Consider the following 26506-nt stretch of genomic DNA (forward strand, 5'->3'; position numbering starts at 1 on the left):
ACCGGTTCGGGCCGTCCACCAGAGCCTTAAACCTCGGCCAGCCCCACGACGTAGTTTTCCCCGTAGGCCTTCGCGCATTTCGGGCAGGTCGTGTAAAAGAACCAGATCCGACCGTCCTCCTTGCCGTGACTGGCGCTGAGAGCTTTCAGAGTTTCGTGCCAATCCTTTGCCTCGCGGTAAGGACCCTCGAACACCTTGGTGACGTAGTCGCCCGACATCCGGAGCATCTGTTCGTCCGGGACGACCCTGGTGACCGCGAAAAGGTGTTCCCCCTTGAACGCGGACAGATCCCGCGACAGCACGATGGACTGGTCGGGGTCCATCGCGGCGGCGGCGTCGATATGGCGTTGGACGCGGGAGAAGACCTTGCCCATGTTCAGCGGGATATGCATGGCGGACACGGTTTCGGCCCGCAGGAAAAGCTTGTCGCGGAAATGCAGCTCTGCCCCTTCCCATCCCGCGGGGTTGAAGCGCGGGCAGCAGCCGGTGGTGTTGTCAGAACGGTCCGAGACCGGGAGCGCGTTGGTTTGCATCGTCCTTCTCCTCCGGCGAAGGGCCGGAGAAGCAGGATAGCTGACAGCGGCGCGGTCGCCTTGACTGCGGTCAAGGCAACCGGGCAGGGGCTAGTCTTCGGACGACCGGGCCCAGAGGTTGATGTCCTTTTCTTCCGAGATGGCGTCGATCTGGGCCAGTTCTTCGGCAGTAAAGTCCAGCTTCTGCAGCGCGCCGACGCAGTCCACGACCTGCTCGGGCTTCGAGGCCCCGATCAGCGCCGAGGTGATGCCGCCGTTCCGCAGCACCCAGGCGAGCGCCATCTGGGCAAGGGTCTGTCCCCGCGCCGCGGCCATGTCGTTCAGCTTCTTCACCGAACCGATCGCCTTTTCGACGACGGACGGATGCAGCGACTTGTCCTGCGTGGCGCGGCTGCCAGCGGGAATGCCGTTGAGGTACTTGTTGGTCAGGATACCTTGCGCCAGAGGCACAAAGGCGATGGAGCCGACGCCCAGTTCCTTCAGCGTGTCCTTCAGCCCGTCGGTTTCGACCCAGCGGTTCAGGATGTTGTAGCTGGGCTGGTGGATCACCAGCGGCGTCCCGAGGCCTTTCAGGATCGCCACGGCCTCCCGCGTGCGCTGGGAGTTGTAGCTGGAAATGCCGATGTACTGCGCGCGACCTGACCGGACGATGTGGTCGAGTGCGCCCATCGTCTCTTCCAGGGGCGTGTCGGGGTCGAAACGGTGGGAATAGAAGATGTCGACGTAATCGAGGCCCATCCGCTTCAAAGACTGGTCGCAGGAGGCGATGACATACTTGCGGCTGCCCCATTCGCCGTAAGGGCCGTTCCACATTTCGTAACCGGCCTTGGAAGAGATGATCAGCTCGTCGCGAAGGGAACGGAAGTCGGTCCGGAGGAGTTCACCGAACGCCTCCTCGGCACTTCCGGGCGGGGGGCCGTAGTTGTTGGCCAGGTCGAAGTGGGTGATGCCGAGGTCAAACGCGGTCCGACAGATCGCCTGCTTGGTCGCGTGCGGCGTATCGTGGCCGAAGTTGTGCCAAAGGCCGAGGCTGATGGCCGGAAGTTTCAGGCCAGAGTTTCCGCAACGGTTGTAGATCATCCGCTCGTAGCGGTTGGCGGCGGGGATATAGGTCATGGGGTCCTCCTGTTGGAACTATCATGCGACGGAGGCTGGTCGGCTTCAAGTTGCGCTGGCCGGGAATCCGGGGGATGCTTGGCGAATGAGGATTATCCGCGAGGTTTGGGAGTTTCTGGTCTGCGTCTGGACGCGGGTTGGCAACGGGCATTTTGGCCTGATCGCCGCGGGGGTGGCGTTCTTCGCGATGTTCGCGGTCTTTCCGGGGCTGGCGGCGGCGATTGCGGTCTGGGGCATGTTCGCCGATCCGCGGGCGATTGAGGGCTACCTGTCCATCGCCGAGCGTTTCCTGCCGCCCGAGGCGCGGGCGCTGGTGCATGATCAGGTGATGGGCCTGATCTCGGCCCCGCGCACGGCACTGCAATGGACGACGCTTCTGTCGCTGCTGATCGCGCTTTACTCGGCCCGGGCCGGGGTTTCGGCGCTGGTGCAGGGGCTGGACGTGGTGCATCGGTCGAAGCCGCGGTCCTGGCTTTGGAGCTGGGCGGTCGACTTCGTTCTGACCGGGGCGCTGATCGGCGCGCTGTTCGTGGCGCTGGTGACGGTGATCGTCGTGCCGATCCTGTTGAACTTCGTGCAATTCGGCACTTTCGAGGCCTGGCTGACCAAGGTCCTGCCCTGGGGGGCGATGTTCCTGCTGGTGGTGACCTGCCTGTCGATCCTGTATCGCTTCGGACCGAATGTGCCGGGCGGGTTCCGGTCGCCCTGGATTTCGGTGGGCGTCCTGGTCGCGTCGATCGCCTGGGCCGGGGTGTCGATCGGGTTTTCGGTCTATCTGGCGAACTTCAACAGCTACAACGTCTTCTACGGATCGATCGGGGCCGTCATCATCCTGATGATGTGGCTGTACCTTTCGGTCTGGTCGATCCTGCTGGGCGGGGCGATCAACGCGGAACTGGACGCGCGGATGCGGATGGCGGGCCGATGACGGCGCCCCCCCCTCGCCGTGGCGAGGAGGAGACGCGGTCGATCAAGGAGCGGTCAGTAGCGGGCGTCTGGCAGGCCGCAGAACGGGTCGACCGGGTTGTTTCCCTGGAAGGGGGCGCGGCCCAGCAGACAGTCCAGCGTGGCGCGCTGCATCGTGTCCATTGTTGCATAGGCGTTGACGACACAGGGCAGGCGCGGCGCGTCGTACAGGTAGTAGGGATAGCCGAAGGAAATCAGCGCTGTCGGCACCTCGTGCCAATGGCGCTCCATCGCGCCGGACAGGCCCCCGGTCAGGCGGTTCCAGTCGAGGAAAATTCGGCCACGGGTCAGCAGGGTTTCCTCTGCCATCACATAAAGCACCAGGTCGAAGCTGCGCGGGTCCGGACGGGTTGCAGGGTCGTAAAGCGTGACCTCGAACCCTTCGGCGCGCAGAAGGTCCGGGAAGATCAACGGCATCCCGTCACCATCGAGGGGTGTGACGATCCCGGTGGAGTAGACCAGAACCCGTCGGTGGTCCTTGGGTGACAGTGGCAGGAGACCCTGCACGTCCTTCACCAGCGTCGGCGCACGGGCGGTGATCCTGCGGGCGGCTTCGGCACTGGCGGGGGTCGCGAGTTTGGAGCGGTCCGCCGGTGCTTTTCCCGTCTGGTGCAGCCCGAGGGCGGCCTTCAGGCCCAGGACACGGATCATTGCCTCGTCCAGCCGTGCTGCGGTGATCCGGCCATCCTCCAGTGCGGCCTCGATCCGGGCGATGTCGGCCTCGGGCTCGTCGGAAAAGAGGATGACGTCGCAGCCCGAGGAGACGATTTCCGGCAGCGCCACGTCGCGGTGCGCCCAGGCACCAAGTCCGGCCATCGGCGTCGCGTCCGAGACGATGAGGCCGTTGAACCCCAACTCCTCGCGCAGGAGGGTCTGGTTCAGCAGGCGCGAAACCGAGGCGGGGCGGTAGGCCTCCAGCCCGGCGTCGGGGTCCTGGGCCAGGACATAGGCCGGGAAGGCGATATGGGCGGACATCACGGACATCACCCCGGCCTCGATTGCCGCGCGGTACAGCGCGCCGTGGCTGGCGTTCCATTCGTCGATCGATAGCGGGTTGATCGTGGTGACAAGGTGCTGGTCGCGGTCGTCGTGGCCTTCGCCGGGCCAGTGCTTGACCGTCGCCGCCACGCCTGCGGCCTGCAGTTCGCGGATATGGGCAAGGGCATGCTCGCGGATGCGGTCGGGGGCGGACCCAAGGCCGCGGGTGGCTACGATGGGCGAGCGGAAGAGCGCGTTGATGTCGATGACGGGCGTGAAGGACCAGTTGATCCCGGCGGCCCGGGCTTCCGTCGCCATGATCCGGGCGATGGTGGCGGAAGCCTGAACGTCGTCGACCGCCGCAAGGGCGAGGGGGTTCGGCACCTCGGTCCCGAAAGAGGGACTCATCCGGCTGCCCTCAAGATCGGCGGAGACGAGGTAGGGGATGTCTGCCGCCGCGCGGAGAGCTTCCAGCGTGTCCAGTTCCGCCGTGGCATCGGGGCCGAAGAACTTGGTGATCCCGGCGGGGGCCAGAGCAGTGATGCGGTCGGCCACTTCGGGGCCGGTGCCAAAGCAGATATGGACGAACAGCTGCCGGACCTTCGCGGCGCGGTCCATGCCGGCAAGGGTGGTGCGGACCCAGTCCCTGGCTGGTGCGTCCAGGGCGAAGGGCGCGGCGGAAAGCATTTGATCGATCTGGGTCATCGGACAGCTTTGTCGGGGGGTTACTGCGCCGCGATTTCGCGCGCGACCGAAGAAAGGATCGCCTCGGTCACTTCGGAGAGGGCCAGTGCCGCCGCCCCATGCGCCCATAGGAGATCGCCCCAGGCGTGGATCTCGATCGGTGGGCGCGGGCGACCGGTGTTGATCGCCAGGTTCTCCATCTCGTCCAGCGTTTCGGCGGCGTAGAGGTAGTCGTAGCGCATCCGCTCGCCTGACAGGATGATCAGCGAGGGGTCGAAGAGGTTGACCACGTTGGACAGCCCCAAGGCCAGATAACGCCCGGCGCGGCGGAAGATCGACTTCGCGGTCACGTTGCCGGCCTTGGCGTGGTCGTAGAGGCTTTCCAGAAGCACGTTGATCGGCTGGCTTTCCTTGTGGCCCCAGTTCAGGGCCGTCGCCGCCTCGCGCGCAAGGGCATAGTCGGCGACATAGGCTTCGATGCAGCCCCGCTGGCCGCAACGGCACAGGGCACCGTCCAATTGCACCTTCATGTGCCCCAGTTCCATCCCCAGGCGCTGGGCGCCGCGGTAGATGCGGTGGTTCATCACGAACCCCATGCCGACGCCGTGTTCGATGGTGACCACGGCGAAGTCCGACAGGCTGCGCCCCGCGCCGAACCACAGCTCGGCCAGCGCGACAAGGTTGGCATCGTTGTCGACATAGGCGGGCAGGCCAAGCCGCGCTGTGGCGGCGGCGGCGATGGGGACGTTGCGTTCGGCCAGGATCGAGGACCAGAAGACCGTGCCTTCGGCGCAGTCGACGAAGCCGGGCAGGCCGATGCCCACGGCGGAAAGGTCCGATCGCTCCATCCCGGCCTTGGCGCAGACCCGGGCAAGCAGGGTTTCGATGACCTCAAGGATTTCGGGCAGCGACATCGGGCCGGGTCGGCGGGGAATCGCATCGTCGGCGATCAGCTTGCCGGCGAAGTCGACGATGACGGCGGTATGTTCCCGGTCCGACAGCTTCATCCCGGCGACGCGATGCGCCTGCGCGCGGACCCCCAGCGCCACGGCGGGGCGGCCGCGCCCGGCATCGTTGTCGCGCGGGGCGGCGACTTCCTCGATCAGTCCCGCCTCGATCAGTTCGGAGGATATGGTGGTCACCGAGGCCGGGCTGACGCCCAGATCCTTGGCCAGCTGCACGCGGGGGATGAGGCCGGCGGCACGCACCAGTTCGAACACCTGCTGACGCAGCGGCCGCTGGCTTTCGGTCAGCGGCGGGATCAAGGGGCCAACGCCCTTGCGACCCTCGCTGCCGGCGTGCCGAGTCGCGCTGGGAGGCATTTATTTGTTCCCCGAAGTAAACGTTGCCGAATGTGGCAGTAAGCGCCACCACTTAACCGTATTTTTGCCGGATTTGCCCCGACACTCGCGAATGCCCAGCTTCTGCCAGACGAATTATTTTGACAACTGAAATTGTTGTGGCAGCGTTGGGTCGCAGTTCGCTCAACCGAAAGAGTAGTCGTGTTGAGTTCCAATCCACCGGAGAAGACACCTCATGCGCAGCCTTATCCTTGCCGCCGTTCTGGTCATCACCAGCTTCGCCACTGATGCCCTTGCAGAAGGCAAGCGGATCGGCGTGGCCTGGGGCGACTTTCAAGAGGCGCGCTGGCGCTGGGACGCGACCGCGATGCGGTCGATGATCGAGCGGAACGGCAACAAGTACATCCCGACCAATGCGGGCGGATCGGCCGAGCAGCAGCTGCGCGACATCGAGAAACTGGTGGCGGAAGGCATTGATGCCCTGATCATCCAGCCCGTGGACAAGGAAGCCATCGGCCCCGGCATCGACCGCGCTGCGGCGGCCGGGGTTCCGATCCTGGGCTACGACCGGATGATCGAGGACGAGCGGGTGTTCTACCTGACCTTCGACAACGTCGGCGTGGGGCGGCTGATCGCTGCCATCGTCAAGCAGGTCCAGCCCGAGGGGAATTATGCCATCGTCCTGGGCGATCCCAGCGATGCGAACAGCACTTTCCTCCGGACAGGCATGGAAGAAGTCATCGGTGCGGCGGTGGCTGGCGGACAGATCAAGATCGTCGGCGAGGCCAATGCCGACGGCTGGAAACCCGAGAATGCCAAGGCGGTGATGGAGAAGATCCTTGCCGATAGCGGAAACCAGGTCGATGCGGTGCTGGCGCAGAACGACGGCATGGCCGGCGCGGCGATCGAGGCTCTGGCCGCGGCGGGGCTTTCGGTGCCGGTGGGCGGCCAGGACGGCGACCCGGCTGCGCTGAACCGGGTGGCCCAGGGCACGCAGACGGTTTCGGTCTGGAAGAACAACTTCGAACTTGCCAAACGCGCCGGCCTGATCGCCGGGCTTCTGGCGGACGGAACCCCGATGAACCTGATCCCGGACGCGACCCAGTTCACCGGGGGCGAGAAGGGCATTCCGGTCTGGGCCATCCTGCTGACCCCGACAGCCGTCACCGCGGAGAACCTGGACGTCGTCATCGATGCAGACCACGTGACGAAGAAGGATGTGTGCAAAGGCGCGCTTCCGACCGTGGAAGCCTGCCAGTAAACGCAAGGCTACCCCGCGATTGTGACGGTCGCGCAAGGCGCGGCCGTTTTATATTTTGACAACTGAAATTATTCGCGGCAAAGTCGCGCCTGCCACGGCGAATCTGCCGGGCCGGCCTTCTGCTGGCCGATACACTAGGGAGGTTACATATGCGTAACGCAATTCTCGCCGCCGTTCTGGCGGTGACCGGCTTTTCGTCCGCCGCGCTGGCCGAAGGCAAGGTGATCGGCGTCAGCTGGGCGCAGTTCCAGGAAGAGCGCTGGAAGATCGACGAAGCGGCGATGAAGGCCGCGATCGAAGCTGCCGGCAACACCTACGTCTCGGCCGACGCACAGTCGTCCGCTGAAAAGCAGCTGTCGGACATCGACGCACTGATCGCACAAGGCGTTGACGCCCTCGTCATCAACGCCTGGGACAAGGACGCCATCGGGCCGGCCATCGAGAAAGCCGCTGCCGAAGGTATCCCGGTCGTCGGCTACGACCGTCTGATCGAAGACGACCGCACCTTCTACCTGACGTTCGACAACGTTGGCGTCGGCCGCATCATCGCGGAATCGGTGTTCGCCGTGGCCCCCAAGGGCAACTACGCGATCATCAAGGGCGACCCGGGTGACCCGAACGTTGGCTTCCTGCGTCAGGGCATGGAAGAAGTCATCGGCGCTGCTGTCGCCTCGGGCGACATCGTGATCGTTGGCGAAGCGAACTCGGACGGCTGGAAGCCGGAAAATGCTCAGAAGAACATGGAGCAGATCCTGACCGCCAACAACAACGCCGTTGACGCCGTTCTGAGCCAGAACGACGGCATGGCTGGTGGCGCTGCCGCCGCGCTGGCTGCACAGGGCCTGAACGTTCCGCTGGGTGGCCAGGACGGCGACCTTGCCGCGATCAACCGTGTGGCACGCGGCACCCAGACCGTTTCGGTCTGGAAGGACGCGCGTCAGCTTGGCAAGGCCGCGGGCGAAATCGCCTCGGCTCTGGCCGACGGGGCCGCTCTGGACGCAGTTCCGGGCGCGACCAAGTTCTCGGGCGGCGAGAAGGGCGTGGAGATGAACGCCATCCTCCTGTCCCCGACCCCGATCACCAAGGACACGCTGAACGTTGCGATCGAAGCGGGTCACATCACCAAAGAGCAGGCTTGCGAAGGCGCTGCTGCCGAAGTCGCTGCCTGCCAGTGATCTAGGCTGATCTCCGGCGCCGTCCTTGCGGGCGGCGCCGGTCCTTTCCCATGGCTGGTCCGTCGTTCCGCATTTCGGGCGACATGGCGCACAGGTTTGCGCAAGCTACCGGCACAGCCCTATCCCCTCTCAGGCTGGACGAGGACATGACCGATACACCCCATTCCCCGACACTCCAGGCGCCACAGGAAGGCGGGTTCTCCCGATTTCTGCGCGCAACGGAGATCGACCCGCGCCTTCTGGGCATGGTCGGCGCGCTGCTGCTGATCTGGGTCGCTTTCGAGGCCTATTCGACCTTCGTCCTGGGCCGGCCCTCGCTGCTGCTGGGTGCCGCGCAAGCCGAGGCGAACGGCTTCCTGACCCCGCGCAACCTGTGGAACCTGTCGGTCCAGACCGCCTATATCGGCATCATGGCGACGGGGATGGTGCTGGTCATCATCACCCGGAACATCGACCTTTCGGTCGGGTCGATCATGGGCATGGTCGGCATGTACATGGGCCTGCTGCAAGTCGAGTGGCTGACGCCCGCCCTGGGCCTGGGTCATCCGTCGATCTGGATCATCACGGTGATCTTCGGCATCGCGATGGGGGCACTGATCGGGGCCTTCCAGGGCGTGCTGATCGCCTTCCTGAACATCCCCTCGTTCATTGTCACGCTGGGCGGTCTTCTTGTCTGGCGCGGGGCCGCGTTTCTGGTGGCCGGCGGCAAGACCATCGCGCCTCTGGATGACACGTTCTCGTTGATCGGTGGCGGGTCCTTCGGGGCACTGGGCAAGACCGGCAGCTGGATCTTCGCGGTCATCGCCTGCGTCTTCGTGGTCTGGGCCTTCCTTAACGGTCGCCGCTCGCGCAAGACCCACGGTTTCGCGCAACGCCCGGTCTGGGCCGAGACCTTCGTGATCGGTCTGGTCTGCGCGGTGATCCTGGGCGCGACGGCGATGGTCAACAGCTACATCTGGCCGCTGGGCAACATCCAGAAATACTATGCCAGCATCGGGCAAGAGGTACCGGCCTGCGCGCAGAAGGGTGGGGACATCTACACCGACGTCTGCGCCAGCTTCGGCCACGGCTTCGCCTACCCCGTGCTGATCATGATCATCGTCGCCATCGGGATGACCATCCTGATGACCCGAACCCGGTTCGGCCGCTATGTCTTTGCCATCGGTGGCAACCCCGAGGCCGCGGCTCTGTCCGGCATCAACACCCGCGCGATGACGGTGAAGATCTTCACCCTGATGGGTGCGCTGGCTGGGATCGCCGCCGTGATCGGTGCGGCGCGTCAGAACAGTGCCACCAACGCGATGGGCAACCTGGACGAATTGTACGTGATCGCGGCGGCCGTTGTCGGCGGGACATCGTTGGCTGGCGGCGTGGGCACGATCTACGGCGCGATCATCGGGGCGCTGATCCTCACGTCCTTACAGACCGGCATGGTGCTGATCGGCTTCGGCGACGGGTCCTACCAGCGGATCGTGATCGGCATCGCACTGGTGTTGGCCGTCTGGCTCGACATCGTTTACCGCAAACGCATCAAGTAAGGGGCTGATATCATGGTAGACAGAACCGGAACCCCGCTTGTCGAACTGCGCGATATCTCGATCTCGTTCGGGGGGATCAAGGCCGTGGACCATGTCACGGTCGACCTTTTCCCCGGTGAGGTCGTGGGCCTTCTGGGCCACAATGGCGCGGGCAAGTCGACGCTGATCAAATGCCTGTCCGGGGCGTATCAGAAGGATGCGGGCCAGATCCTGATCAACGGCCAGGAGGTCGAGATCAAGGACCCGCGCGATGCCCGCGCGCAGAACATCGAGACGATCTACCAGACGCTTGCGCTGGCGGACAATCTGGATGCGGCGTCGAACCTGTTCCTGGGGCGCGAGTTGGTGGGGCCGATGGGCTTCGTCGACGAGTCGAAGATGGAGGCCGAGACGCGGAAGATCATGGGTCGCCTGAACCCGAACTTCCGCAAGTTCAACGTGCCGGTGAACATGCTGTCCGGCGGCCAGCGTCAGTCGGTCGCCATCGCGCGGGCGGTCTACTTCAACGCCAAGATCCTGATCATGGATGAACCCACCGCCGCTTTGGGTCCGCATGAGACGCAGATGGTGGCCGAGTTGATCCAGGAGCTGAAGGCCCAAGGCCTTGGCATCTTCCTAATCGAGCATGACATCCACAACGTCATGAAGCTGTGCGACCGGGCGTCCGTAATGAAGAACGGCCAGCTGGTCGGCACGGTGAACGTGGACGAGGTCACCGACGACGACATCCTGGGCATGATCATCTTGGGCAAGAAGCCCCAGCATCTGGCCGCGTGATGTATATCGGGCTGGACCTCGGGACCTCGGGTCTGAAGGGCATTCTCATCGGCGAGGACCAGACGGTCCTTGCCGAGGCGACTGCCCCCCTGACCGTGCAGCGCCCGCATGAAGGGTGGAGCGAGCAGGCCCCGTCCGACTGGATTTCCGCGGCCGAGACGGTGTTCGACCGGCTTGCGGCGCAGAAACCGCTGGGACAGGTACGCGGCATCGGGCTTTCGGGTCACATGCACGGCGCGACCCTTCTGGACGCCAGCGACGAGGTCCTGCGCCCCTGCATCCTGTGGAACGACACCCGCAGTCATGAGGAAGCCGCCGAGCTGGACGGCGACCCGATGTTCCGCCGCCTGACCGGCAACATCGTGTTCCCGGGCTTTACGGCGCCGAAGCTGATGTGGGTCGCCCAGCACGAACCCGCGATCCGCGAGCGGGTGGCGAAGGTGCTGCTGCCGAAGGACTACCTGCGGCTTTGGCTGACCGGAGAGCATGTCGGCGAAATGTCCGATGCCGCCGGGACGGCTTGGCTGGACACGGCCAAGCGCGACTGGTCGGATGAGCTGTTGCAGGCCACTGGCCTTGACCGCAGCCATATGCCGAAGCTGGTCGAAGGCTCGCAAGTCTCGGGCTATCTGCGCGATGCGCTGTCGGCCCGCTGGGGCTTGCCGAAGGGCGTGGTCGTGGCCGGGGGCGGCGGCGACAACGCGGCCTCGGGCGTTGGCGTGGGCGTCGTGCGGGCGGGGGAGGCGTTTGTCTCGCTTGGCACCTCGGGCGTTCTCTTTGCGGCGAACGACGGCTACCAGCCCGATCCGGCGACAGCGGTGCATACTTTCTGCCACGCGTTGCCGAATACCTGGCATCAGATGGGCGTGATCCTGGCCGCGACCGATGCGCTGAACTGGTATGCCAATCTGATCGGCACCGATGCGGCCCGGCTGACCGGGGAACTCGGCGATCTGCAAGCCCCCGGCAGGACCCTGTTCCTGCCTTACCTTGGTGGTGAACGGACGCCCCTGAACTCGGCCACCGTGCGGGGCGCCTTCACGGGCCTTGAACATGCGACCGACCGCAAGGCTGCCACCCGCGCCGTGCTGGAGGGTGTCACCTTCGCCATCCGCGACAGCCGCGATGCGCTGGCTGCGACGGGCACGCGGCTGCAGCACCTGCTGGCTGTCGGGGGTGGATCGAAGTCGGACTACTGGCTGAAGCTGATCGCCACCGCGCTGGATTGCCCGGTCCAGCTACCCGTTGCCGGGGACTTCGGTGGTGCCTTCGGGGCCGCTCGCCTTGGCCTGATGGCCGCGACCGGTGCCGGTGCCGAGATCGCCACGCTGCCGCAGATCGCCCGCATCATCGACCCCGATCCGTCCCTCAAGGATGCCTTCGACGCGGGCCATGCCCGCTTCCGCGCCGCCCAAACTGCCATCAAGGACCTGACATGACCGACTTCTTCAAAGGCATTCCGCACATCACGTTCGAGGGTCCGGAGTCCCAGAACGAATTTGCCTTCCGCCACTACAATCCGGACGAAGTGGTCCTGGGCAAGCGGATGGAGGATCATCTGCGCTTTGCCGTCGCCTATTGGCACAGCTTTGCCTGGCCGGGTGGCGACCCGTTCGGCGGGCAGACCCTGCAGCGCCCCTGGTTCGGCGACACGATGGATCTCGCGCGGCTCAAGGCCGACGTGGCTTTCGAGATGTTCGATATCCTGAACGTCCCCTTCTATTGCTTCCACGATGCCGACATGCGGCCGGAAGGCGCCACCTTCGCGGAATCGCTCAAGAACCTGAACGAGATCGCGGATTACATCGGCGAGAAGCAGGCCAAGCATAAGGCCAAGCTGCTTTGGGGCACGGCGAACATGTTCAGCCACCGCCGCTGGATGTCGGGCGCGGCCACGAACCCCGACCCGGACGTCTACGCCTATGCAGCCGCGACCGTGAAGGCGAACATGGACGTGACGCACCGGTTGGGTGGCGCGAACTACGTCCTTTGGGGCGGGCGTGAAGGCTATGAGACGCTGCTGAACACCGACCTCAAGGCCGAGCGCAACCATGCTGGCCGCTTCCTGCAGCAGGTGGTGGAGTACAAGCACAAGATCGGCTTCAAGGGCCAAATCCTGATCGAGCCGAAGCCGCAGGAGCCGTCGAAGCACCAGTACGACTATGACGTCGCGACGGTCTACGGCTTCCTGAAGGACTTCGGGCTGGAAAAGGAAGTGAAGACCAACATCGAACAGGGCCACGCGATCCTGGCTGGGCATTCGTTCGAGCACGAGATCGGGCTGGCCGCCGCGCTGGGGATCTTCGGGTCGATCGACATGAACCGGAACGATTACCAGTCCGGCTGGGACACCGACCAGTTCCCGAACAACCACGCCGAAAAGGCCGTGGCCTTCTACGAGATCCTGAAGGCGGGCGGCTACACCACCGGCGGCACCAACTTTGACGCCAAGATCCGCCGTCAATCGCTGGACCCCGAGGATCTGATCCTGGCCCATGTCGGCGGGATGGACACCTGCGCCCGTGCGCTGAAAGCCGCCGCCGCCCTGCTGGAGTCGGGCGAGATGGAGGCAGCGGTCAAGACGCGCTACGCCGGGTGGAACGACCCGAAGGCTCAGTCCATGCTGAAAGGCAGCCTGGAAGATGCCGCCGCGCGCGTCACGGCCGAGAAGCTGGAACCGCAGCCCAAGTCCGGACGGCAGGAGCGGTTGGAGAACCTCTGGAACCGCTACGTCTGAACGAGATTGCATCAAACCAGAAGGCCGGGGAATTGCCCCGGCCTTCGTCGTTTCAGTCGCCGTCGGCCAGCAGTGCTGCCAGCCCCAGCGGATAGTCGGGATACAGAAGCTTCACCCCCAGCTCGTCCTTGATCCGGTCGTTCCTGACCTTCTTTGACTCGCTGTAAAAGCCAAGCGCCATCGGGGTCATCGTTGGCGCGACCGCTTCGAAGGGCACCGCAGGTGGCTCGGGCATCCCCAGAAGCTGGGCGGCGTAACCGATCACCTCTTGCGGCGGGCAGGGGTTGTCGTCGCAGACGTTGTAGGCCGCCCCGGGATTGGGCTGGCGCATCGAGGCTTCCAGCACCTGCGCGATATCGTCGACATGGATGCGGCTGAAGACCTGCCCCGGCTTGATGATCCGGCGGGCTGTCCCGTCGCGCACCTTCTCGAACGGGCCGCGGCCGGGGCCGTAGATGCCCGCGAGGCGGAAGATGTGGACCGGCAGGCCCGTGGCCAGCCACTGCCCCTCGGCCAGCACCCTTTGCCGCCCCCGGTCAGATTGCGGAGTGAGCGGCGTCGTCTCATCCACCCAGCCGCCGTCATGGTCGCCATAGACTCCGGTGGTCGAGAGATAGCCGACCCAACCCGCTTTCGACCGTGCAATTTCGGGCACCGCCTGCAGGAAGGGGTCGCCCTTCGCATCCGGAGCGGCGGAACAGAGGATATGCGTCGCCTCTTCCAGCACCCACTCCAGATCGCCGGGCCAAAGCAGCGGCTCCACGCCTTCGGCGCGGAACTTGTCGGCCTTGGCGGGGTTGCGGGTGGTACCGATGATCCGCCAGCCCTGGGGAACCAGAAGCCGGGCAAGAGCGCGGGCGGAATAGCCGTGACCAAGGGAAAGTAACGTGGACATGGGGCGACTATCGGGGGGCGGGCAAGGCGAGGCAAGGGCTTGCGACATCCTGGATCGCATTCCATGCTGAACAAGACGCGGAGGTGACAGATGGAGCAGGGCAAGGACCAGGGGCTGAAGGGCGCGCTGGGGCTGGCGGGGCCAGAGGCCTGCCTGGCCTACTACCGTCACTGGGCCGAGAACTACGACCAGGGGTTCGCGTCCGAGATGCAGTACCTCTTGCCCGCCCATGTTGCGGCGGCCTTTCTGGGATCACGGGGGCAGGGCCCGGTTCTGGATGTGGGCGCGGGCACGGGGCTTCTGGCCGCGGCGTTGCGGCAGATGGGGTTTACCGATCCGGTGGATGCCGTCGATTTCTCGGCCGCCATGCTGGAGCGCGCGGCCGAAAAAGGCATCTATGAGGGTCAGTTTCAGGCTGACATCACCAAGCCGCTAAGCCTGCCTCGGCGCTATGGCGGCATCGTTTCGTCGGGCACATTCACCGCGGGGCATGTCGGACCCGAGGCGCTGCCGCACCTGCTTTCGGTCGCCCGCCCGCAGGCGCAGTTCGCGCTGTCGATCAACCGCCGGGTCTGGACCTCGGCGGGGTTCGACGTTGCGCTGGCGGATCTGGCGGACCAGAAGCGCATCACCGACCTTCACCTGATCGAAGTCGATGTCTATGGCGCCGCTGCCGCCGGGATCGATGCCGAACATGCCGCCGACCGCGCTGCTATCGCGCTTTTCCGGGCCGCCTGATCTGTCATGATGGCTTCACTTGCGGACCCGACCCGGTTTCGGCTTATATGCCGGATCAATTTGCAGGACCCGCAATGGACGACGCCCATACCATCCTTTCCCCAGAAGCCCCGGCGCATGAAAGCTTTACCAGTGCCGCCGCAGCCGTCGACCGGCTGGAGGCGCTGTATTCCCAGGCAACCCAGTTCCTGTCCGACCAGTTCCTGCGGACCGTGTCCAAGGGCCATCCCGGCCGCCGAATTCGCGCCTACTACCCCGAAATCCGCCTGACGGTCAGCAGCTTCGACAAGGTCGACACGCGCCTGGCCTTTGGCCATGTCTCCAGCCCCGGGACCTATGCCACGACGGTCACGCGCCCCGACCTCTTTCGCAACTACCTGATCCAGCAGATCGAGCTTCTGATCCGCAATCACGGGGTGTCCGTGGATGTGGGCCTGTCGGAAACGCCGATGCCCGTCCACTTCGCCGTCTCTGGCAGCGCTGTCGCCATTCCGCAGGAAGGTGTGATGGACTTCTCGCTTCGGGACGTGTTCGACGTGCCGGACCTGGTCACGACGAACGACGACATCGTCAACGGGGTGATGACCCGCTACGACGACGGCTCGGTGCCGCTGGCGCCCTTTACCGCGCAAAGGGTGGACTACAGCCTTGCGCGCCTGTCGCATTACACCGCGACCGATCCGACGCATTTCCAGAACCACGTCCTGTTCACCAACTACCAGTTCTACGTTGACGAGTTCGAGGCCTACGCCCGCGCTGCCCTGGCCGACAGGTCTACGGGCTATACCGCCTTCGTCGCGACCGGGAACCAGGTGATCGAGACGGCCGACGGGGTGATCCACCCGGTCACCAAGATGCCGCAGATGCCGACCTATCACCTGAAACGGGCGGACGGGAACGGGATCACCTTGGTCAACATCGGCGTCGGTCCGTCCAACGCCAAGACCGCCACCGACCACATCGCCGTCCTGCGGCCCCATGCCTGGCTGATGGTCGGTCACTGCGCGGGCCTGCGCAACAGCCAGTCGCTGGGCGATTTCGTCCTGGCCCACGCCTACCTGCGCGAAGATCACGTGCTGGACGACGACCTGCCGGTCTGGGTCCCGATCCCGGCGCTGGCGGAAATCCAGATCGCGCTGGAAAAGGCCGTGGCCGAAGTCACTCAGCTGGAAGGCTATGAGCTGAAGCGCATCATGCGGACCGGCACTGTCGCGACCATCGACAACCGCAACTGGGAGCTGCGCGACCAGTCCGGCCCGGTCCGCCGCCTGTCGCAATCGCGCGCCGTGGCGCTGGACATGGAATCGGCCACCATCGCCGCCAACGGGTTCCGGTTCCGTGTGCCCTACGGCACGCTTCTGTGCGTCAGCGACAAGCCTCTGCACGGCGAGCTGAAGCTGCCCGGCATGGCATCCGATTTCTACAAGACCCAGGTCAGCCGCCATTTGCAGATCGGCATCCGGGCGATGGAACGTCTGCGCGAAACGCCTATCGAACGGTTGCACAGCCGGAAACTGCGGTCTTTCGAGGAAACAGCCTTCCTTTGAGAGCCAAAAAAGCCGTCCGTCTGCAATTGGCCGCGGTTTTTTGGGTTGATTTTGGGCTTTAAACCGTGTGTCTGGGCCGGGACCCCGGAATGGGGGGACGCCCGCCATTTGCGGGTGGATACGTGCATATGACACGAAACGAATAACAACGAAGGATGATCCAATGTCCAAACCGATGACCAAGACCCAGCTGGTGGCTGCCCTCGCCGAAGAAATGGGCGGCGACAAGAAGACCGCGAATGCGGCTCTGGATGCAATTGCTGCGGTCGTGTCCCGCGAAGTCGCTGCTGGCGGCACCGTGACCCTGCCGGGCCTCGGCAAGGTGGCCTGCAAGGCCCGCCCCGAGCGTCAGGTCCGCAACCCGGCCACGGGCGAGACGATGACTAAGGCCGCCGACAAGCAGGTCAAGTTCGCCATCGCCAAGGCGCTGAAGGATGTAGTCAACGGCTAAGGCTTCTCGCCTGTCGTTATGTGTGAGAGGGTCGTCCAAGGGGCGACCCTTTTGCTTTGTGGAGGCACGCATGGCCAAGGTCACCGGCATCGGCGGCATCTTCTTCCGGGCGCGCGACCCCGAGGCGTTGAACGCCTGGTACCAGACCCATCTTGGCATCACCCAGCCCGATCTGGCGGTCTGGATGCAAGAGGCCGGGCCGACGGTCTTTTCCCCGTTCAAGGCGACGACGGACTATTTCGCGGCCGACAAGGAGTGGATGCTGAACCTGCGGGTCGATGATCTGGCCGGCCTTATGGCGCAACTTAAGGCCGCAGGGATCGCGGTTGAGACGCGGGCGGAGTGGGACGGCGACGGCAGCTACGGCATATTCGCCCGCATCCACGATCCCGAAGGGACGCCGATCGAGCTTTGGCAGCCGCCGTCAGGGACCTGAAGCGGCTTAGCGGTCGCGGAACTGCGGCTGGCGCTTTTCCAGGAAGGCGGCCATGCCTTCCTTCTGGTCCTCGGTCGAGAACATCGCGTGGAACATCCGGCGTTCGAAAAGCAACCCCTCGGCGAGCGAGGTTTCCTGTGCGCGGTTGACGCATTCCTTGACGACGCGGGTGGTGACAGCCGATTTCTCGACGATCTTCTGCGCGGCCTTCATCGCCTCTTCCATCAGAGCCTTCGCGGGGACCACGCGGCTGACAAGGCCGCAGCGTTCCGCCTCGGCGGCGTCCATGAAGCGGCCGGTTAGGTGCATGTCCATCGACTTCGACTTGCCCACGGCGCGGGTCAGGCGTTGCGTGCCACCCATTCCGGCGACGATGCCCAGGTTGATCTCGGGCTGGCCGAACTTGGCGCTGTCGGCCGCGATGATGAAATCGCACAGCATGGCCAGTTCGCAGCCGCCGCCCAGGCAATATCCGCTCACCGCCGCAATGATCGGCTTGCGCGCGCGGGCGATGATCTGAGCCTCGGGGCCGAAGAGGTCGTCGAAATAGACGTCGATAAAGCTTTTCTCGGCCATCTCCTTCACGTCGGCGCCGGCCGCAAAGGCTTTTTCCGACCCGGTGATGACGATGCAGCGCACCCGTTCATTCGCCTCGGCCGCCGTCACGGCCGCCGCAAGCTCGCGCATCAGCGTCGAGTTCAGGGCGTTCATGGCGTCGGGGCGGTTGAGCCGGATCAGCGAGACATAGTCTTCGATCTCGACGATCAGCGTTTCATAGGCCATGTCGGCCTCCTTCATGGCAGTCGGGGTGACTCCTAGCACCAATCGGCGCGTTGGCAAGTCACCTCTGGCAGGAGGGGCACCAGAAGGACGACCGGCCGGACTGCACCGTGCGGGTGATCGTCCCTGTGCAGGCCGGGGTCTCGCAGGGGTCGCCCTCACGGTCATACACCTGGAAATGCTTGGAAAAGTAGCCCAGCTCGCCGTTGGCCTGCCGGAAGTCGCGCAACGAGGACCCGCCCGCCTCGATGGCTTCCGCAAGCACCTCGCGGATGATCGGGACCAGACCGTTCGCTTCGGTTTCCGACAGGTCCCCGGCCAGCCGCAGTGGGCTGATCCGGGCGCGGAACAGGGTTTCCGCGACATAGATGTTGCCAAGGCCCGCCACGATGCGCTGGTCCAGAAGGGCGGCCTTGATCGGGGTCTTGCGGCCCTTCAGACGGGCGGCAAGATAGGGTTCGTTGAAATCGTTGCCGAAAGGCTCGGGTCCAAGGTCCTTCAGCAGCATGTGGTCCTGGGCGCGGTCGGTGGGCATCAGGTCCATCGCGCCAAAGCGGCGGGCGTCGTTGAAGGTGATCCGTGCGCCGCCGTCCATGTGCAGCACCACGTGGTCATGTTTCTGCGGCGCGGGGTGATCGTGGTAGAACGTCCCAAGCTGCGTGCCCGAGATCAGCATTCGTCCCGACATGCCCAGATGCACCAGCAGCGTCTCGCCGCTGTCGAGGTCGGCCAGGATATACTTCGACCGCCGCCGCAGCGCCGTGACGCGTTTGCCGGTCAGCCGGTCGGCCATCCGTTCGGGCAATGGCCAGCGCAGATCGGGACGGTTGACCTCGGCCTGCGCGATCACGGCACCTTCCATGACGGGAAGGAGCCCTCTGCGGACAGTTTCGACTTCGGGAAGTTCGGGCATGATCTACCTGGCTTTGCGCACCTGTTCCTGCGCGAAAAGCTTGAACTCTTCAATGCCCCGGCAGTGTTTCAGCACCTTGGCCTTGCCGCCCGGCGTGAAACGCAGGACCAGATCATAGGCCCCATCGTCGCCGATCCACTCCAGGTTTTTCCAGCGGTACTCTCGGCGGCTTAAGAACATCCGCGTGGTGACAAGGATGTCACGGTTATAGCGGGCCTCAAACCCGAAGATGTAGAAGACCCCGTTCAGCGCGGCCAAGAACAGCAGCAGTTGCGGCACGATGGGCGGGACCGGCAATTCGCGGAGCGCGGCGTCAAAGCCCTCCGAGCCAAAGCCGGGCAGAAAGAGGAAGCCGGTGATCGCCAGCGCAATCCCCGCCACCAGCAGGCGCACGCCGGGCGAGGGGCGCAGGATGCGGTCGTCCAGCGTGCGGGGCGCATCGCCCTTTGTGCCCAGCCGGGCCAGGGCGTCATATTGTTTCGGCAGGTCCGCCCCTTGCAGGAAACCCGCCGGGCCGATGGAGCCTTCGGTCCGATGCTTCTGGATCAACCGATAGCGGCGAAAGGCCGTGCGCCAGTGAAACCAGGCAATCGGCCCCAGAACGATGACCAATCCCAGCACGACCGGGACATAGCGCAGAACCAGTTCCAGACTCTGTGACATGCTTTGCCTTTCCCTGCGGCACAGTTGCAGGTTTTCCTTATCGCGGCTTCGGTATAACTCCTGTGTGGCACCAATCGGGCGGACCCATGATCGAAGAACCCCAAGTCAATTTCGGCGAGAAGCTGGTCCCCGAGTCCGAGAAGGCCGGGATGGTGCATGAGGTCTTCACCCGGGTCGCCTCGAAATACGACATCATGAACGACGTGATGTCCGTCGGCATCCACCGGCTGTGGAAGGATGCGATGATGGACTGGCTGGCCCCGCGGCCGGGCCAGCGCCTTCTGGACGTGGCAGGCGGGACCGGCGACGTGGCGTTCCGCTTCCTGGGTCGTGCGCCCAGTGCCACCGCCGTGGTCTGCGACATGACCGAATCCATGCTGGTCGAGGGCCGCAAGCGGGCCGAGGCCGAGCGGCTACATGACCACCTGGACTGGGTCGTCGGCGACGCAATGGCGCTGCCGTTTCCCGACAACAGCTTCGACGTCTACACGATTTCCTTCGGCATCCGGAACGTCACCCGCATCCCCGACGCCCTGTCCGAGGCCTACCGCGTGCTGAAACCCGGCGGGCGGCTCATGGTGCTGGAGTTCAGCCAGATCCCCAACGACCTGCTGCAAAAAGCCTATGACCTGTATTCCTACAATGTCATCCCGGTGATGGGCCAGATCATCGCCGGGGACCGTCCATCCTATCAGTACCTCGTCGAATCCATCCGAAAGTTCCCGGATCAGGAGACTTTCGCCGCGATGATCCGCACCGCCGGGTTCGGGATGGTCAAATACCGCAACCTCTCGCTTGGCATCGCAGCACTTCATTCCGGCTGGAAGCTGTGAAGGGTCCGCACAACATCATCCGCCTGATCCGCACTGGCGCCACGCTGGAGCGGACCGGCGCCATGGACGTGGTGCTGGAAGCCTTCCGCGCGCCCCCCCGCCTGCGCTTTGCCGCCAGGATGCTGGGCTGGCCCTTCAAGTGGCTGGGTCTGAAGGGTGACCCCGAGCTGCCGCCCGCCACCCGCGCGCTGACCGCCCTTGGCCCGGCCTACATCAAGTTCGGCCAGGTCCTGTCCACCCGCCCGGACGTGGTGGGCGAGGAACTGGCGCTGCAGTTGAAGTACCTGCAGGACAAGCTGCCGCCCTTCCCCAGCGCCATTGCCAAGAAGATGATCGAGGCCGAGCTGGAGCTTCCGGTTTCGACCATTTTCTCGGAGTTCTCGGAGCCCGTCGCCGCCGCCTCCATCGCCCAGGTCCACCGGGCGCGGCTGGCGGATACGGGTGAGGAGGTTGCGGTCAAGGTCCTGCGCCCCGGCATCGAACGCGCGTTCCGCAAGGACATCGACGCCTTCTACCTTGCCGCCCGCTGGATCGAACGCCTCGCGCCGTTCTCGCGCCGCCTGCGCCCAGTGGAGGTCATCACCCATTTCGAAGGCGTGGTGATGGGCGAATTGGACCTGCGGCTGGAAAGCTCTTCGGCCGCCGAGTTCGCCGCGAACACCGAAAAGGACGAGGGCTTCCAGGTTCCAAAGCCGCACTGGTTCCTGTCCAGCCGCAACGTGATGACGCTGGGCTGGGCGGAAGGCATCGGGCTGAACGACAACGCCGCCATTGACGCGGCGGGCCACGACCGCACGGTCCTGGGTGCGCGCGTGTTGCAGCTGTTCCTGAACCACGCCCTGCGGGACGGGTTCTTCCACGCCGACATGCACCAGGGTAACCTGAAGATCGCGGCCAACGGCGACATCATCGCCTATGACTTCGGGATCATGGGCCGGATCGACGAGTACACCCGCCGGGTCTATGCCGAGATCCTGATCGGCTTCATCCGCAAGGATTACCGCCGCGTCGCCGAGGTGCATTTCGAGGCCGGTTACGTCCCCCCCGACCGCGACATCGACGAATTTGCCCGTGCGCTGCGTGCGGTGGGCGAGCCGATCTTCGGCATGGACGCCAGCCGCATCTCGATGGCGCGGCTGCTGGCCTATCTTTTCGAGGTCACCGAACGCTTCGGGATGGAGACGCGGACCGAGCTGATCCTGTTGCAACGCACGATGGTCGTCGTCGAAGGCGTGGCGCGCAGCCTGGACCCGCACATCAACATCTGGCAGGTCGCCAGCCCCATCGTCGAACGCTACATTCGCGAGAACATCGGGCCGAAGGCCGTGGTGCGCGACCTGCTGAAGACCGCCCGCGTCCTGGCGCGCTTCGGGCCAAGGCTTCCGGCCCTGGTCGAGGCGCAGCTGATCCGTTCGGGGAACCCGACCACGGTGGTCGTCCGGCCGCGGCGATCTGTGGTGCCGCTGCTTTGGATCATGGCGGTCGGACTGGCTTTCGTGGCGGGGATTTCGTTCGACCGTTTCTTCTGACCGCAGGGCGAGGTCGACATTCCTGCAAAGGAATTTCCAAGAGTTTTCGAAAATTCTTGGGTCTTACGACTGCGGTTCGCGCAAGGCGGTGACGTCGGTGGCAAGCACTTCGATGCCGCCTTCAAGCACCAGCCTTGTCCCGCCGGTGCCACCCCCCTTCGCCTCGATCACCCTCGCGTAATGCTCCACCGGGGTGGTCGAGATCACCCGGTCGCCGTTCAGGCTTTCCAGCGCGATGGAATAGTTGCCCGGCGGCAAGGGCGTGCCGTCGATGCCCGCGCCCAGCCACTGATATGGCCGCGTGCTGACCGGAATCTCCTCGCGCGAGACGAGGGTTCCCTGGGCGTCCTTTACCACCAGCACCGTCCGGTCCGCGCCGACAGCGGGGTTGGGCGACAGGGTCACCGGCATGCCATCATAGCGGACCGGAGCCGCGGAGCGCGCTTCCTTGCCGATCCAGCTGGCCATTTCTGACATGCCAAGCTGCTGGAACTTGCCCTGCATCTCGCCCAGAAGCTGGTTGGTCCGGACCTGCTGCTCCACACCGGAAAAGGTCGCAAGCTGGACTGCGTAGTCCGCAGAATCGAGGGGCTTCAGGGGGTCCTGGTTCTGCATCTGCACCGTCAGCATCCGCAGGAACGTGTCGAAATCGGAACTGATCTTCGAAGGTGCCGCCGTTGCAGGGGTCGTGGTCGGGGCGGTGGTCACAGAGGTGACGTCCATTCTGGCCTCACAATCTAAGGTCTAAGGAAGCCCCGGCGGTAAGGCGCGGGGCGGAGGAATGCGGGTGGTCGTGCTCAGGCTGGTCTTGCCCCGTGGCCCTGCCGGCAAAGCGGGCGGCGGACCCCTCCGAGCCACCTGAACCGGACTGATCCTGTCCAAAGCCGATGTCGGCTGCGGAATAGCCCGCGTCGCGCAGGGCATCCGCCAGTTCGCCGGCGTGGCGGCGGAAGAGGTCCAACGTCTCGGGCCGCTCAAAGGTGATCATCACCACCATACGGTCGGGGTTGGCCGCGTCGGGTTCAAGCCGCAGTCGGACAGTCCCCAGTTCATCCGGTGAAAGCGCAAGTTCCGTCGCCCCGTCCGCGCCGCGAGACAGGGCCGCCACGATCTGTGCCGCAACCGGCAAAGCCGGGCTGGCGTGCACCGCGTGTGGCGCTGCCTGCGTCGAGGGTCCCGTCGCCGCTGTCGCGCCAGGTGCGAAAAGGGGCTGCAGCGCCTCCTCTGCGCGCGCCGCATCATGATCGCGTCCCGCCGCAACCAGGGGCGATGCATCCGCCCAAAGCACCACGGAAGGAGCGGCACGTGGTGCAGCAGTTGGGAATCCTGGAGCGTCGGCCCGGCGACTGGGTGCTGTCGGCCCGTCTGCGACCGCGGTCTCCAGGCGGCGCCCTTCTACCGCCTTGCCGTCTTCCTGCGGCGGGATCACACCCGCGCCACCGATTGACGTGGCCACTGCCGTCGGCGCGGTCGCGCCCGTGGGCAATTCCCGCGCGACAGCACGTGTTAGCGCGTCGTTTGCCGACAGGGGCAAGGGAAGGGAGGTGAATATCCGCTCCCAGAACCCGGCCTGAAGTGGTAGGGGCCGCACCTGATCGGCGGACTCAGGCTTGTCAGGTGCGGCAGCAGTCGAAGGCTGCGCTTCCGTGGCGGTATCGGTTCCCGGAGAATCCGTGCTGTCGCGGGCGGCGTTCACCGTGGTCGCGATGCTGTCCCGGATTGTCGCGGGCGTCTCCACAGGCGCCTGTATGGGCGTCGCCTTGCCCGTCGAATCCGCCAGTGCAGGTGCCAGTTCCGGTCGATCCACTGCCACCACGGGCAAGGCTGCCGACGGCAACAGGTCTTGCACCGGAACCCGGTGACCCGCCGCCCGAGTCTGCTGTGGGTGGTCCTCCGATGTTGCACCCTCCACCCCCGGAGCGCGGTTCGCGGGAATGGATGGCAACCCTTCCGAATCCTTCCCCCCCGTCCGTGCTACCGTCAAAGCCGTGTCGGCGTTCGTCGACCGGAAGGAAGAACCCGCCCCCGATTCTTTCGCCACTGGCGGAGTGGCTGTGGCGTCCAGGCCCGACCGAATGGCGACGGACAGTTCCTTCGCGTCGGGCGCAGCGTCCAGATCCGCAGCCATCCTGCGAGGCGCGGTGATCCCCGAGTCGGGCGTCATCTCCACAGCCCGAGCCACCTGCGCCACGCTGTCACTTGGCGGACGCGAGATGCCATCATTCCGGGTTTCGGCCCGAACGGCGGCCCCTTCCAGCGGCGCGGCAGGCCCTTCCAACGTATCCGCCATACTCTCGCCGGTCGGCGTGACCCCATCGTCGGTCGCGTCGACGGGCAATGGCAGCATCTGTGCCACCGAAACCGCCAGCATGACCGGGGTCGCCTCTGGAGCCGCATCGGAAGGCTCCGGTTCGAACGCGGAAAGGAACGCCCCGTCCGTCACCGGGGGGACATTCTCCACGACGTCGGGCGCGGAGGTCAGGTAGGGAGAAAGGACAAGCACAGTCTGCATGGTTCCACGACTTCTGCCGCAACTGCCCCGTTATCCCGCCAAGAGGTTACCCATTCTTTACCCCCATCGTGGATCGTTGGTGAAAATCCGACCGATCCAGAGGGCCGCATGGACATTGCACCGATCACTCTGCCCCCCCCGTCGCGCCACGACCAGCTCATGGCCAAGGCGGAGGAGCTTGAAGCCACCTTCCTGGCGGAAATGCTGGCCCACACCGGGTTGGGTGAAATGCAGGGCACCTTCACAGGCGGCCCCGGTGAGGCGCAATTCGCCTCGCTCCTGCGGCAGGAGCAGGCGCGGCTGATGGTCGAGAAAGGTGGCATGGGCCTGGCGGAACTCATCTTCAACTCGATGGTGGAGGCCGAGAATGTCAGCCCTTGAAGAACTTCTCGACCAGGCGGCCGAGGCCCTTCTTGCCGGAGACCTATCGGGTCTGGCGGGTCTTACCCCCCGGATCGAATCGGCAGGCTTCCCGCAGGACCTTGCGACGGCCCAGCGTCTGCAAGCGAAGGCACAGCGGAATGCCCGCCTCCTGGAAGCCGCGACCCGGGGCGTGAAGGCCGCCCGCCTGCGCCTGGCCGAGATCAAGCGCGGGCCCATGCTGACCACCTACGACTCGCGCGGGTTGAAGGCAGACATTGCGCCGCAGGGCCTGAGCCCGGCCAGAAGGGTCTGACCTTTAAGTCAAATGCCCTGCATTTGCCCGGCGGCGTTTAGGAATTGGTTAGCTGCTTTGGCCCTTCACTGGTCTTGCGCCTCATGACGGGGCGGCGCTTTCCGGCCAGCCCGGCAAGCACGGACAGAACGCCTAAACTGCCGCCTCCGGTGGCTTTCCGGCCGTGAAACCTGCGGCCCCGTGTGAAGGACTGAATACATGTCGTCGATCCTGACCAATACCAGCGCGATGGTTGCCCTGCAGACCATGAAGGGCATCAGCGCCAACCTGAACAAGACCCAGGCGGACATCTCGACCGGCAAGACCATCGCCAGCGCGAAGGACAACGCCGCCGTCTGGGCCATCTCCAAGGTGATGGAATCGGATGTCGAAGGCTTCAAGGGCATCTCCGACAGCCTTTCCGTCGGCAATGCCACGCTCACTGTGGCGCGCAACGCGTCGGAGTCCGTGACCAAGCTTCTGACCGAAATGAAGGGCAAGATCGTCGCCGCCCAGGCCGAAAACGTCGACCGCAGCAAGCTGCAGACTGACATCACGCAGTTGACCAAACAGATCGAATCGGTCGTCGGCGCGGCGCAGTTCAACGGCCTCAACCTGGTTGACGGGTCGCAGACGTCGATCAACGTGCTGTCTTCGCTCGACCGCAGTGCGACCGGTGTCGCCTCCTCCAACATCCAGGTCACGGCGCAGAACCTGTCGACCGATGCGGGGTCGGCGCTGACAGGCACCGCGCTTGGCGCTGTGACCAACCCGACGGGTGCGCCGAACGCCACCAGCACCGTGGGGACCTTTGTCCTCCAGGGTGGCGCTGGGGCCCTTGCATCGAATGCGTTCGGTGCAAACCCGGCCACCGCAACCGCATTGATCGAAGGCGATGCCATCGAACTGACCGTCGGTTCCACCACCGGACGCTACGTCGTGAAGGAAGGCGATACCAATGACGAGCTTGCCGAAGGCCTGCGCAATGCGCTGACCCAAGGCGGGCTCAACGGGTCCGACTTCACCTTGTCGGCAGCCGGTGGGGTCCTGAGCGTCACCAACAACACCAACACGGCAGCTGCGGTGGCGGTGACGGCGACGCGGGGTGAAGGCGGGCTGGCTGCGCTGGGCACGATCGACGTGACGGCTGATCCGGCGGCGGCGCTGGCCGACATCGAGGGCCTGCTGCAAACCTCGATCAACGCGGCGTCTAGCTTCGGTTCGTCGCAAAAGCGGATCGACATCCAGTCCGAGTTTGTTGGCAAGCTGACCGACTCGCTCAAGACCGGCATCGGCGCAATGGTCGATACCGACATGGAGGAAGCCTCGGCCCGGCTGCAGGCGCTGCAGGTTCAGCAGCAGCTGGCCACCCAGGCGCTGTCGATCGCCAACCAGCAGCCGCAGGGTCTCCTGTCTCTGTTCCGTTAAGCACTTCGGGCCGCGGGGGGTGACCCTCGCGGCCCACCGCACCCCAACGCTTTCGAACAG

The 26506-nt window shown here is 65.0% G+C and carries 26 protein-coding genes; 16 read left to right on the forward strand and 10 right to left on the reverse strand.

What is annotated here, in order from left to right; genetic code table 11:
- Nucleotides 1-26 precede the first annotated feature (26 nt).
- Together Q0C42_RS15840 and mgrA are read right to left on the reverse strand one after the other, a co-directional pair.
- Nucleotides 27-533: a hydrolase gene (locus Q0C42_RS15840; protein WP_295077981.1), complete on the reverse strand. Its 507-nt coding sequence runs from the start codon at nt 531-533 to the stop codon at nt 27-29.
- Nucleotides 534-623: 90 nt separating this feature from the next.
- On the reverse strand, nt 624-1649 hold the full coding sequence (gene mgrA, locus Q0C42_RS15845; RefSeq protein ID WP_295077984.1) for an L-glyceraldehyde 3-phosphate reductase: 1026 nt from the start codon (nt 1647-1649) through the stop codon (nt 624-626).
- A gap of 85 nt (nt 1650-1734) precedes the next feature.
- On the opposite strand from mgrA, the gene Q0C42_RS15850 reads away from it, so the two are divergent.
- Nucleotides 1735-2577 carry a YihY/virulence factor BrkB family protein gene (locus tag Q0C42_RS15850; RefSeq protein WP_295077987.1) on the forward strand — a complete coding sequence of 281 codons (843 nt, stop codon included), beginning with the start codon at nt 1735-1737 and terminating at the stop codon, nt 2575-2577.
- Nucleotides 2578-2630: 53 nt separating this feature from the next.
- Here the strand turns inward: Q0C42_RS15850 and Q0C42_RS15855 are convergent, their stop codons facing one another.
- Complete coding sequence (locus Q0C42_RS15855; protein ID WP_295077990.1) at nt 2631-4298, reverse strand: glycoside hydrolase family 3 N-terminal domain-containing protein; 1668 nt, start codon at nt 4296-4298, stop codon at nt 2631-2633.
- A 20-nt stretch (nt 4299-4318) separates the two neighbouring features.
- Nucleotides 4319-5599 (reverse strand): ROK family transcriptional regulator, encoded by a 1281-nt coding sequence (locus tag Q0C42_RS15860; RefSeq protein WP_295077993.1) that lies wholly within the window; start codon nt 5597-5599, stop codon nt 4319-4321.
- Between the two features lie 214 nt (nt 5600-5813).
- Between Q0C42_RS15860 and Q0C42_RS15865 the strand changes: the two genes are divergently transcribed.
- The 6 genes from Q0C42_RS15865 to xylA all read left to right on the forward strand — a co-directional run bounded on the left by Q0C42_RS15865 (nt 5814) and on the right by xylA (nt 13066).
- Entirely contained in the window at nt 5814-6839 is a 1026-nt protein-coding gene (locus Q0C42_RS15865; protein ID WP_295077996.1) for a substrate-binding domain-containing protein, read from the forward strand.
- A 149-nt stretch (nt 6840-6988) separates the two neighbouring features.
- Nucleotides 6989-8014 carry a substrate-binding domain-containing protein gene (locus tag Q0C42_RS15870; protein WP_295077998.1) on the forward strand — a complete coding sequence of 342 codons (1026 nt, stop codon included), beginning with the start codon at nt 6989-6991 and terminating at the stop codon, nt 8012-8014.
- A gap of 146 nt (nt 8015-8160) precedes the next feature.
- Nucleotides 8161-9552: a sugar ABC transporter permease gene (locus Q0C42_RS15875; protein WP_295078001.1), complete on the forward strand. Its 1392-nt coding sequence runs from the start codon at nt 8161-8163 to the stop codon at nt 9550-9552.
- 12 nt (nt 9553-9564) lie between these two features.
- A complete protein-coding gene (locus tag Q0C42_RS15880) occupies nt 9565-10329 on the forward strand; it encodes an ATP-binding cassette domain-containing protein (RefSeq protein WP_295078004.1) in 765 nt (254 codons plus the stop codon).
- Complete coding sequence (gene xylB, locus Q0C42_RS15885) at nt 10329-11768, forward strand: xylulokinase (protein WP_295078007.1); 1440 nt, start codon at nt 10329-10331, stop codon at nt 11766-11768. Before Q0C42_RS15880 ends, xylB begins: the two co-directional genes overlap by 1 nt.
- Entirely contained in the window at nt 11765-13066 is a 1302-nt protein-coding gene (gene xylA, locus Q0C42_RS15890) for a xylose isomerase (RefSeq protein ID WP_295078010.1), read from the forward strand. The genes xylB and xylA overlap by 4 nt, the downstream gene beginning before the upstream one ends.
- A 52-nt stretch (nt 13067-13118) precedes the next feature.
- On the opposite strand, the gene Q0C42_RS15895 is transcribed toward xylA, so the two are convergent.
- Nucleotides 13119-13961: an SDR family oxidoreductase gene (locus Q0C42_RS15895; RefSeq protein ID WP_295078013.1), complete on the reverse strand. Its 843-nt coding sequence runs from the start codon at nt 13959-13961 to the stop codon at nt 13119-13121.
- 90 nt (nt 13962-14051) lie between these two features.
- On the opposite strand from Q0C42_RS15895, the gene Q0C42_RS15900 reads away from it, so the two are divergent.
- From Q0C42_RS15900 to Q0C42_RS15915, 4 genes are all read left to right on the forward strand, one after another.
- Nucleotides 14052-14699, forward strand: coding sequence for a class I SAM-dependent methyltransferase (locus Q0C42_RS15900; RefSeq protein WP_295078015.1), 648 nt, complete (start codon nt 14052-14054; stop codon nt 14697-14699).
- A gap of 74 nt (nt 14700-14773) precedes the next feature.
- On the forward strand, nt 14774-16246 hold the full coding sequence (locus tag Q0C42_RS15905; RefSeq protein WP_295078017.1) for an AMP nucleosidase: 1473 nt from the start codon (nt 14774-14776) through the stop codon (nt 16244-16246).
- 163 nt (nt 16247-16409) lie between these two features.
- Nucleotides 16410-16697 (forward strand): HU family DNA-binding protein, encoded by a 288-nt coding sequence (locus tag Q0C42_RS15910; protein WP_295078020.1) that lies wholly within the window; start codon nt 16410-16412, stop codon nt 16695-16697.
- Nucleotides 16698-16767: 70 nt separating this feature from the next.
- The gene (locus tag Q0C42_RS15915) at nt 16768-17133 is read left to right on the forward strand and encodes a VOC family protein (protein WP_295078023.1); all 366 of its coding nucleotides are present in this window, start codon (nt 16768-16770) and stop codon (nt 17131-17133) included.
- 6 nt (nt 17134-17139) lie between these two features.
- Here the strand turns inward: Q0C42_RS15915 and Q0C42_RS15920 are convergent, their stop codons facing one another.
- Genes Q0C42_RS15920 through Q0C42_RS15930 form a run of 3 tightly spaced genes read right to left on the reverse strand, consistent with a single transcriptional unit; the run spans nt 17140 to nt 19489 of the window.
- Nucleotides 17140-17916, reverse strand: a complete 777-nt coding sequence (locus Q0C42_RS15920; RefSeq protein WP_295078026.1) for an enoyl-CoA hydratase — start codon at nt 17914-17916, stop codon at nt 17140-17142.
- A gap of 58 nt (nt 17917-17974) precedes the next feature.
- Nucleotides 17975-18826 (reverse strand): bifunctional DNA-formamidopyrimidine glycosylase/DNA-(apurinic or apyrimidinic site) lyase, encoded by an 852-nt coding sequence (gene mutM / locus Q0C42_RS15925; RefSeq protein WP_295078029.1) that lies wholly within the window; start codon nt 18824-18826, stop codon nt 17975-17977.
- 3 nt (nt 18827-18829) lie between these two features.
- Nucleotides 18830-19489: a hypothetical protein gene (locus tag Q0C42_RS15930; RefSeq protein WP_295078032.1), complete on the reverse strand. Its 660-nt coding sequence runs from the start codon at nt 19487-19489 to the stop codon at nt 18830-18832.
- An 86-nt stretch (nt 19490-19575) separates the two neighbouring features.
- On the opposite strand from Q0C42_RS15930, the gene ubiE reads away from it, so the two are divergent.
- Entirely contained in the window at nt 19576-20322 is a 747-nt protein-coding gene (gene ubiE / locus Q0C42_RS15935; RefSeq protein ID WP_295078035.1) for a bifunctional demethylmenaquinone methyltransferase/2-methoxy-6-polyprenyl-1,4-benzoquinol methylase UbiE, read from the forward strand.
- Nucleotides 20319-21851 (forward strand): 2-polyprenylphenol 6-hydroxylase, encoded by a 1533-nt coding sequence (gene ubiB, locus Q0C42_RS15940; RefSeq protein WP_295078038.1) that lies wholly within the window; start codon nt 20319-20321, stop codon nt 21849-21851. Before ubiE ends, ubiB begins: the two co-directional genes overlap by 4 nt.
- 63 nt (nt 21852-21914) lie before the next feature.
- Here ubiB and Q0C42_RS15945 read toward each other — a convergent pair whose 3' ends face one another.
- Together Q0C42_RS15945 and Q0C42_RS15950 are read right to left on the reverse strand one after the other, a co-directional pair.
- Nucleotides 21915-22574 (reverse strand): flagellar hook capping FlgD N-terminal domain-containing protein, encoded by a 660-nt coding sequence (locus tag Q0C42_RS15945; RefSeq protein ID WP_295078040.1) that lies wholly within the window; start codon nt 22572-22574, stop codon nt 21915-21917.
- A gap of 7 nt (nt 22575-22581) precedes the next feature.
- A complete protein-coding gene (locus Q0C42_RS15950) occupies nt 22582-24363 on the reverse strand; it encodes a flagellar hook-length control protein FliK (RefSeq protein WP_295078043.1) in 1782 nt (593 codons plus the stop codon).
- Nucleotides 24364-24471: 108 nt separating this feature from the next.
- Between Q0C42_RS15950 and Q0C42_RS15955 the strand changes: the two genes are divergently transcribed.
- From Q0C42_RS15955 to Q0C42_RS15965, 3 genes are all read left to right on the forward strand, one after another.
- Nucleotides 24472-24744 (forward strand): rod-binding protein, encoded by a 273-nt coding sequence (locus tag Q0C42_RS15955; protein ID WP_295078046.1) that lies wholly within the window; start codon nt 24472-24474, stop codon nt 24742-24744.
- The gene (locus tag Q0C42_RS15960) at nt 24731-25039 is read left to right on the forward strand and encodes a hypothetical protein (protein WP_295078049.1); all 309 of its coding nucleotides are present in this window, start codon (nt 24731-24733) and stop codon (nt 25037-25039) included. The genes Q0C42_RS15955 and Q0C42_RS15960 overlap by 14 nt, the downstream gene beginning before the upstream one ends.
- Nucleotides 25040-25237: 198 nt before the next feature.
- Nucleotides 25238-26446, forward strand: a complete 1209-nt coding sequence (locus tag Q0C42_RS15965; RefSeq protein ID WP_295078052.1) for a flagellin — start codon at nt 25238-25240, stop codon at nt 26444-26446.
- The last annotated feature ends 60 nt before the right edge of the window (nt 26447-26506 follow it).

This window comes from Tabrizicola sp., assembly GCF_022842145.1.
Taxonomy (GTDB): Bacteria; Pseudomonadota; Alphaproteobacteria; order Rhodobacterales; family Rhodobacteraceae; genus Tabrizicola.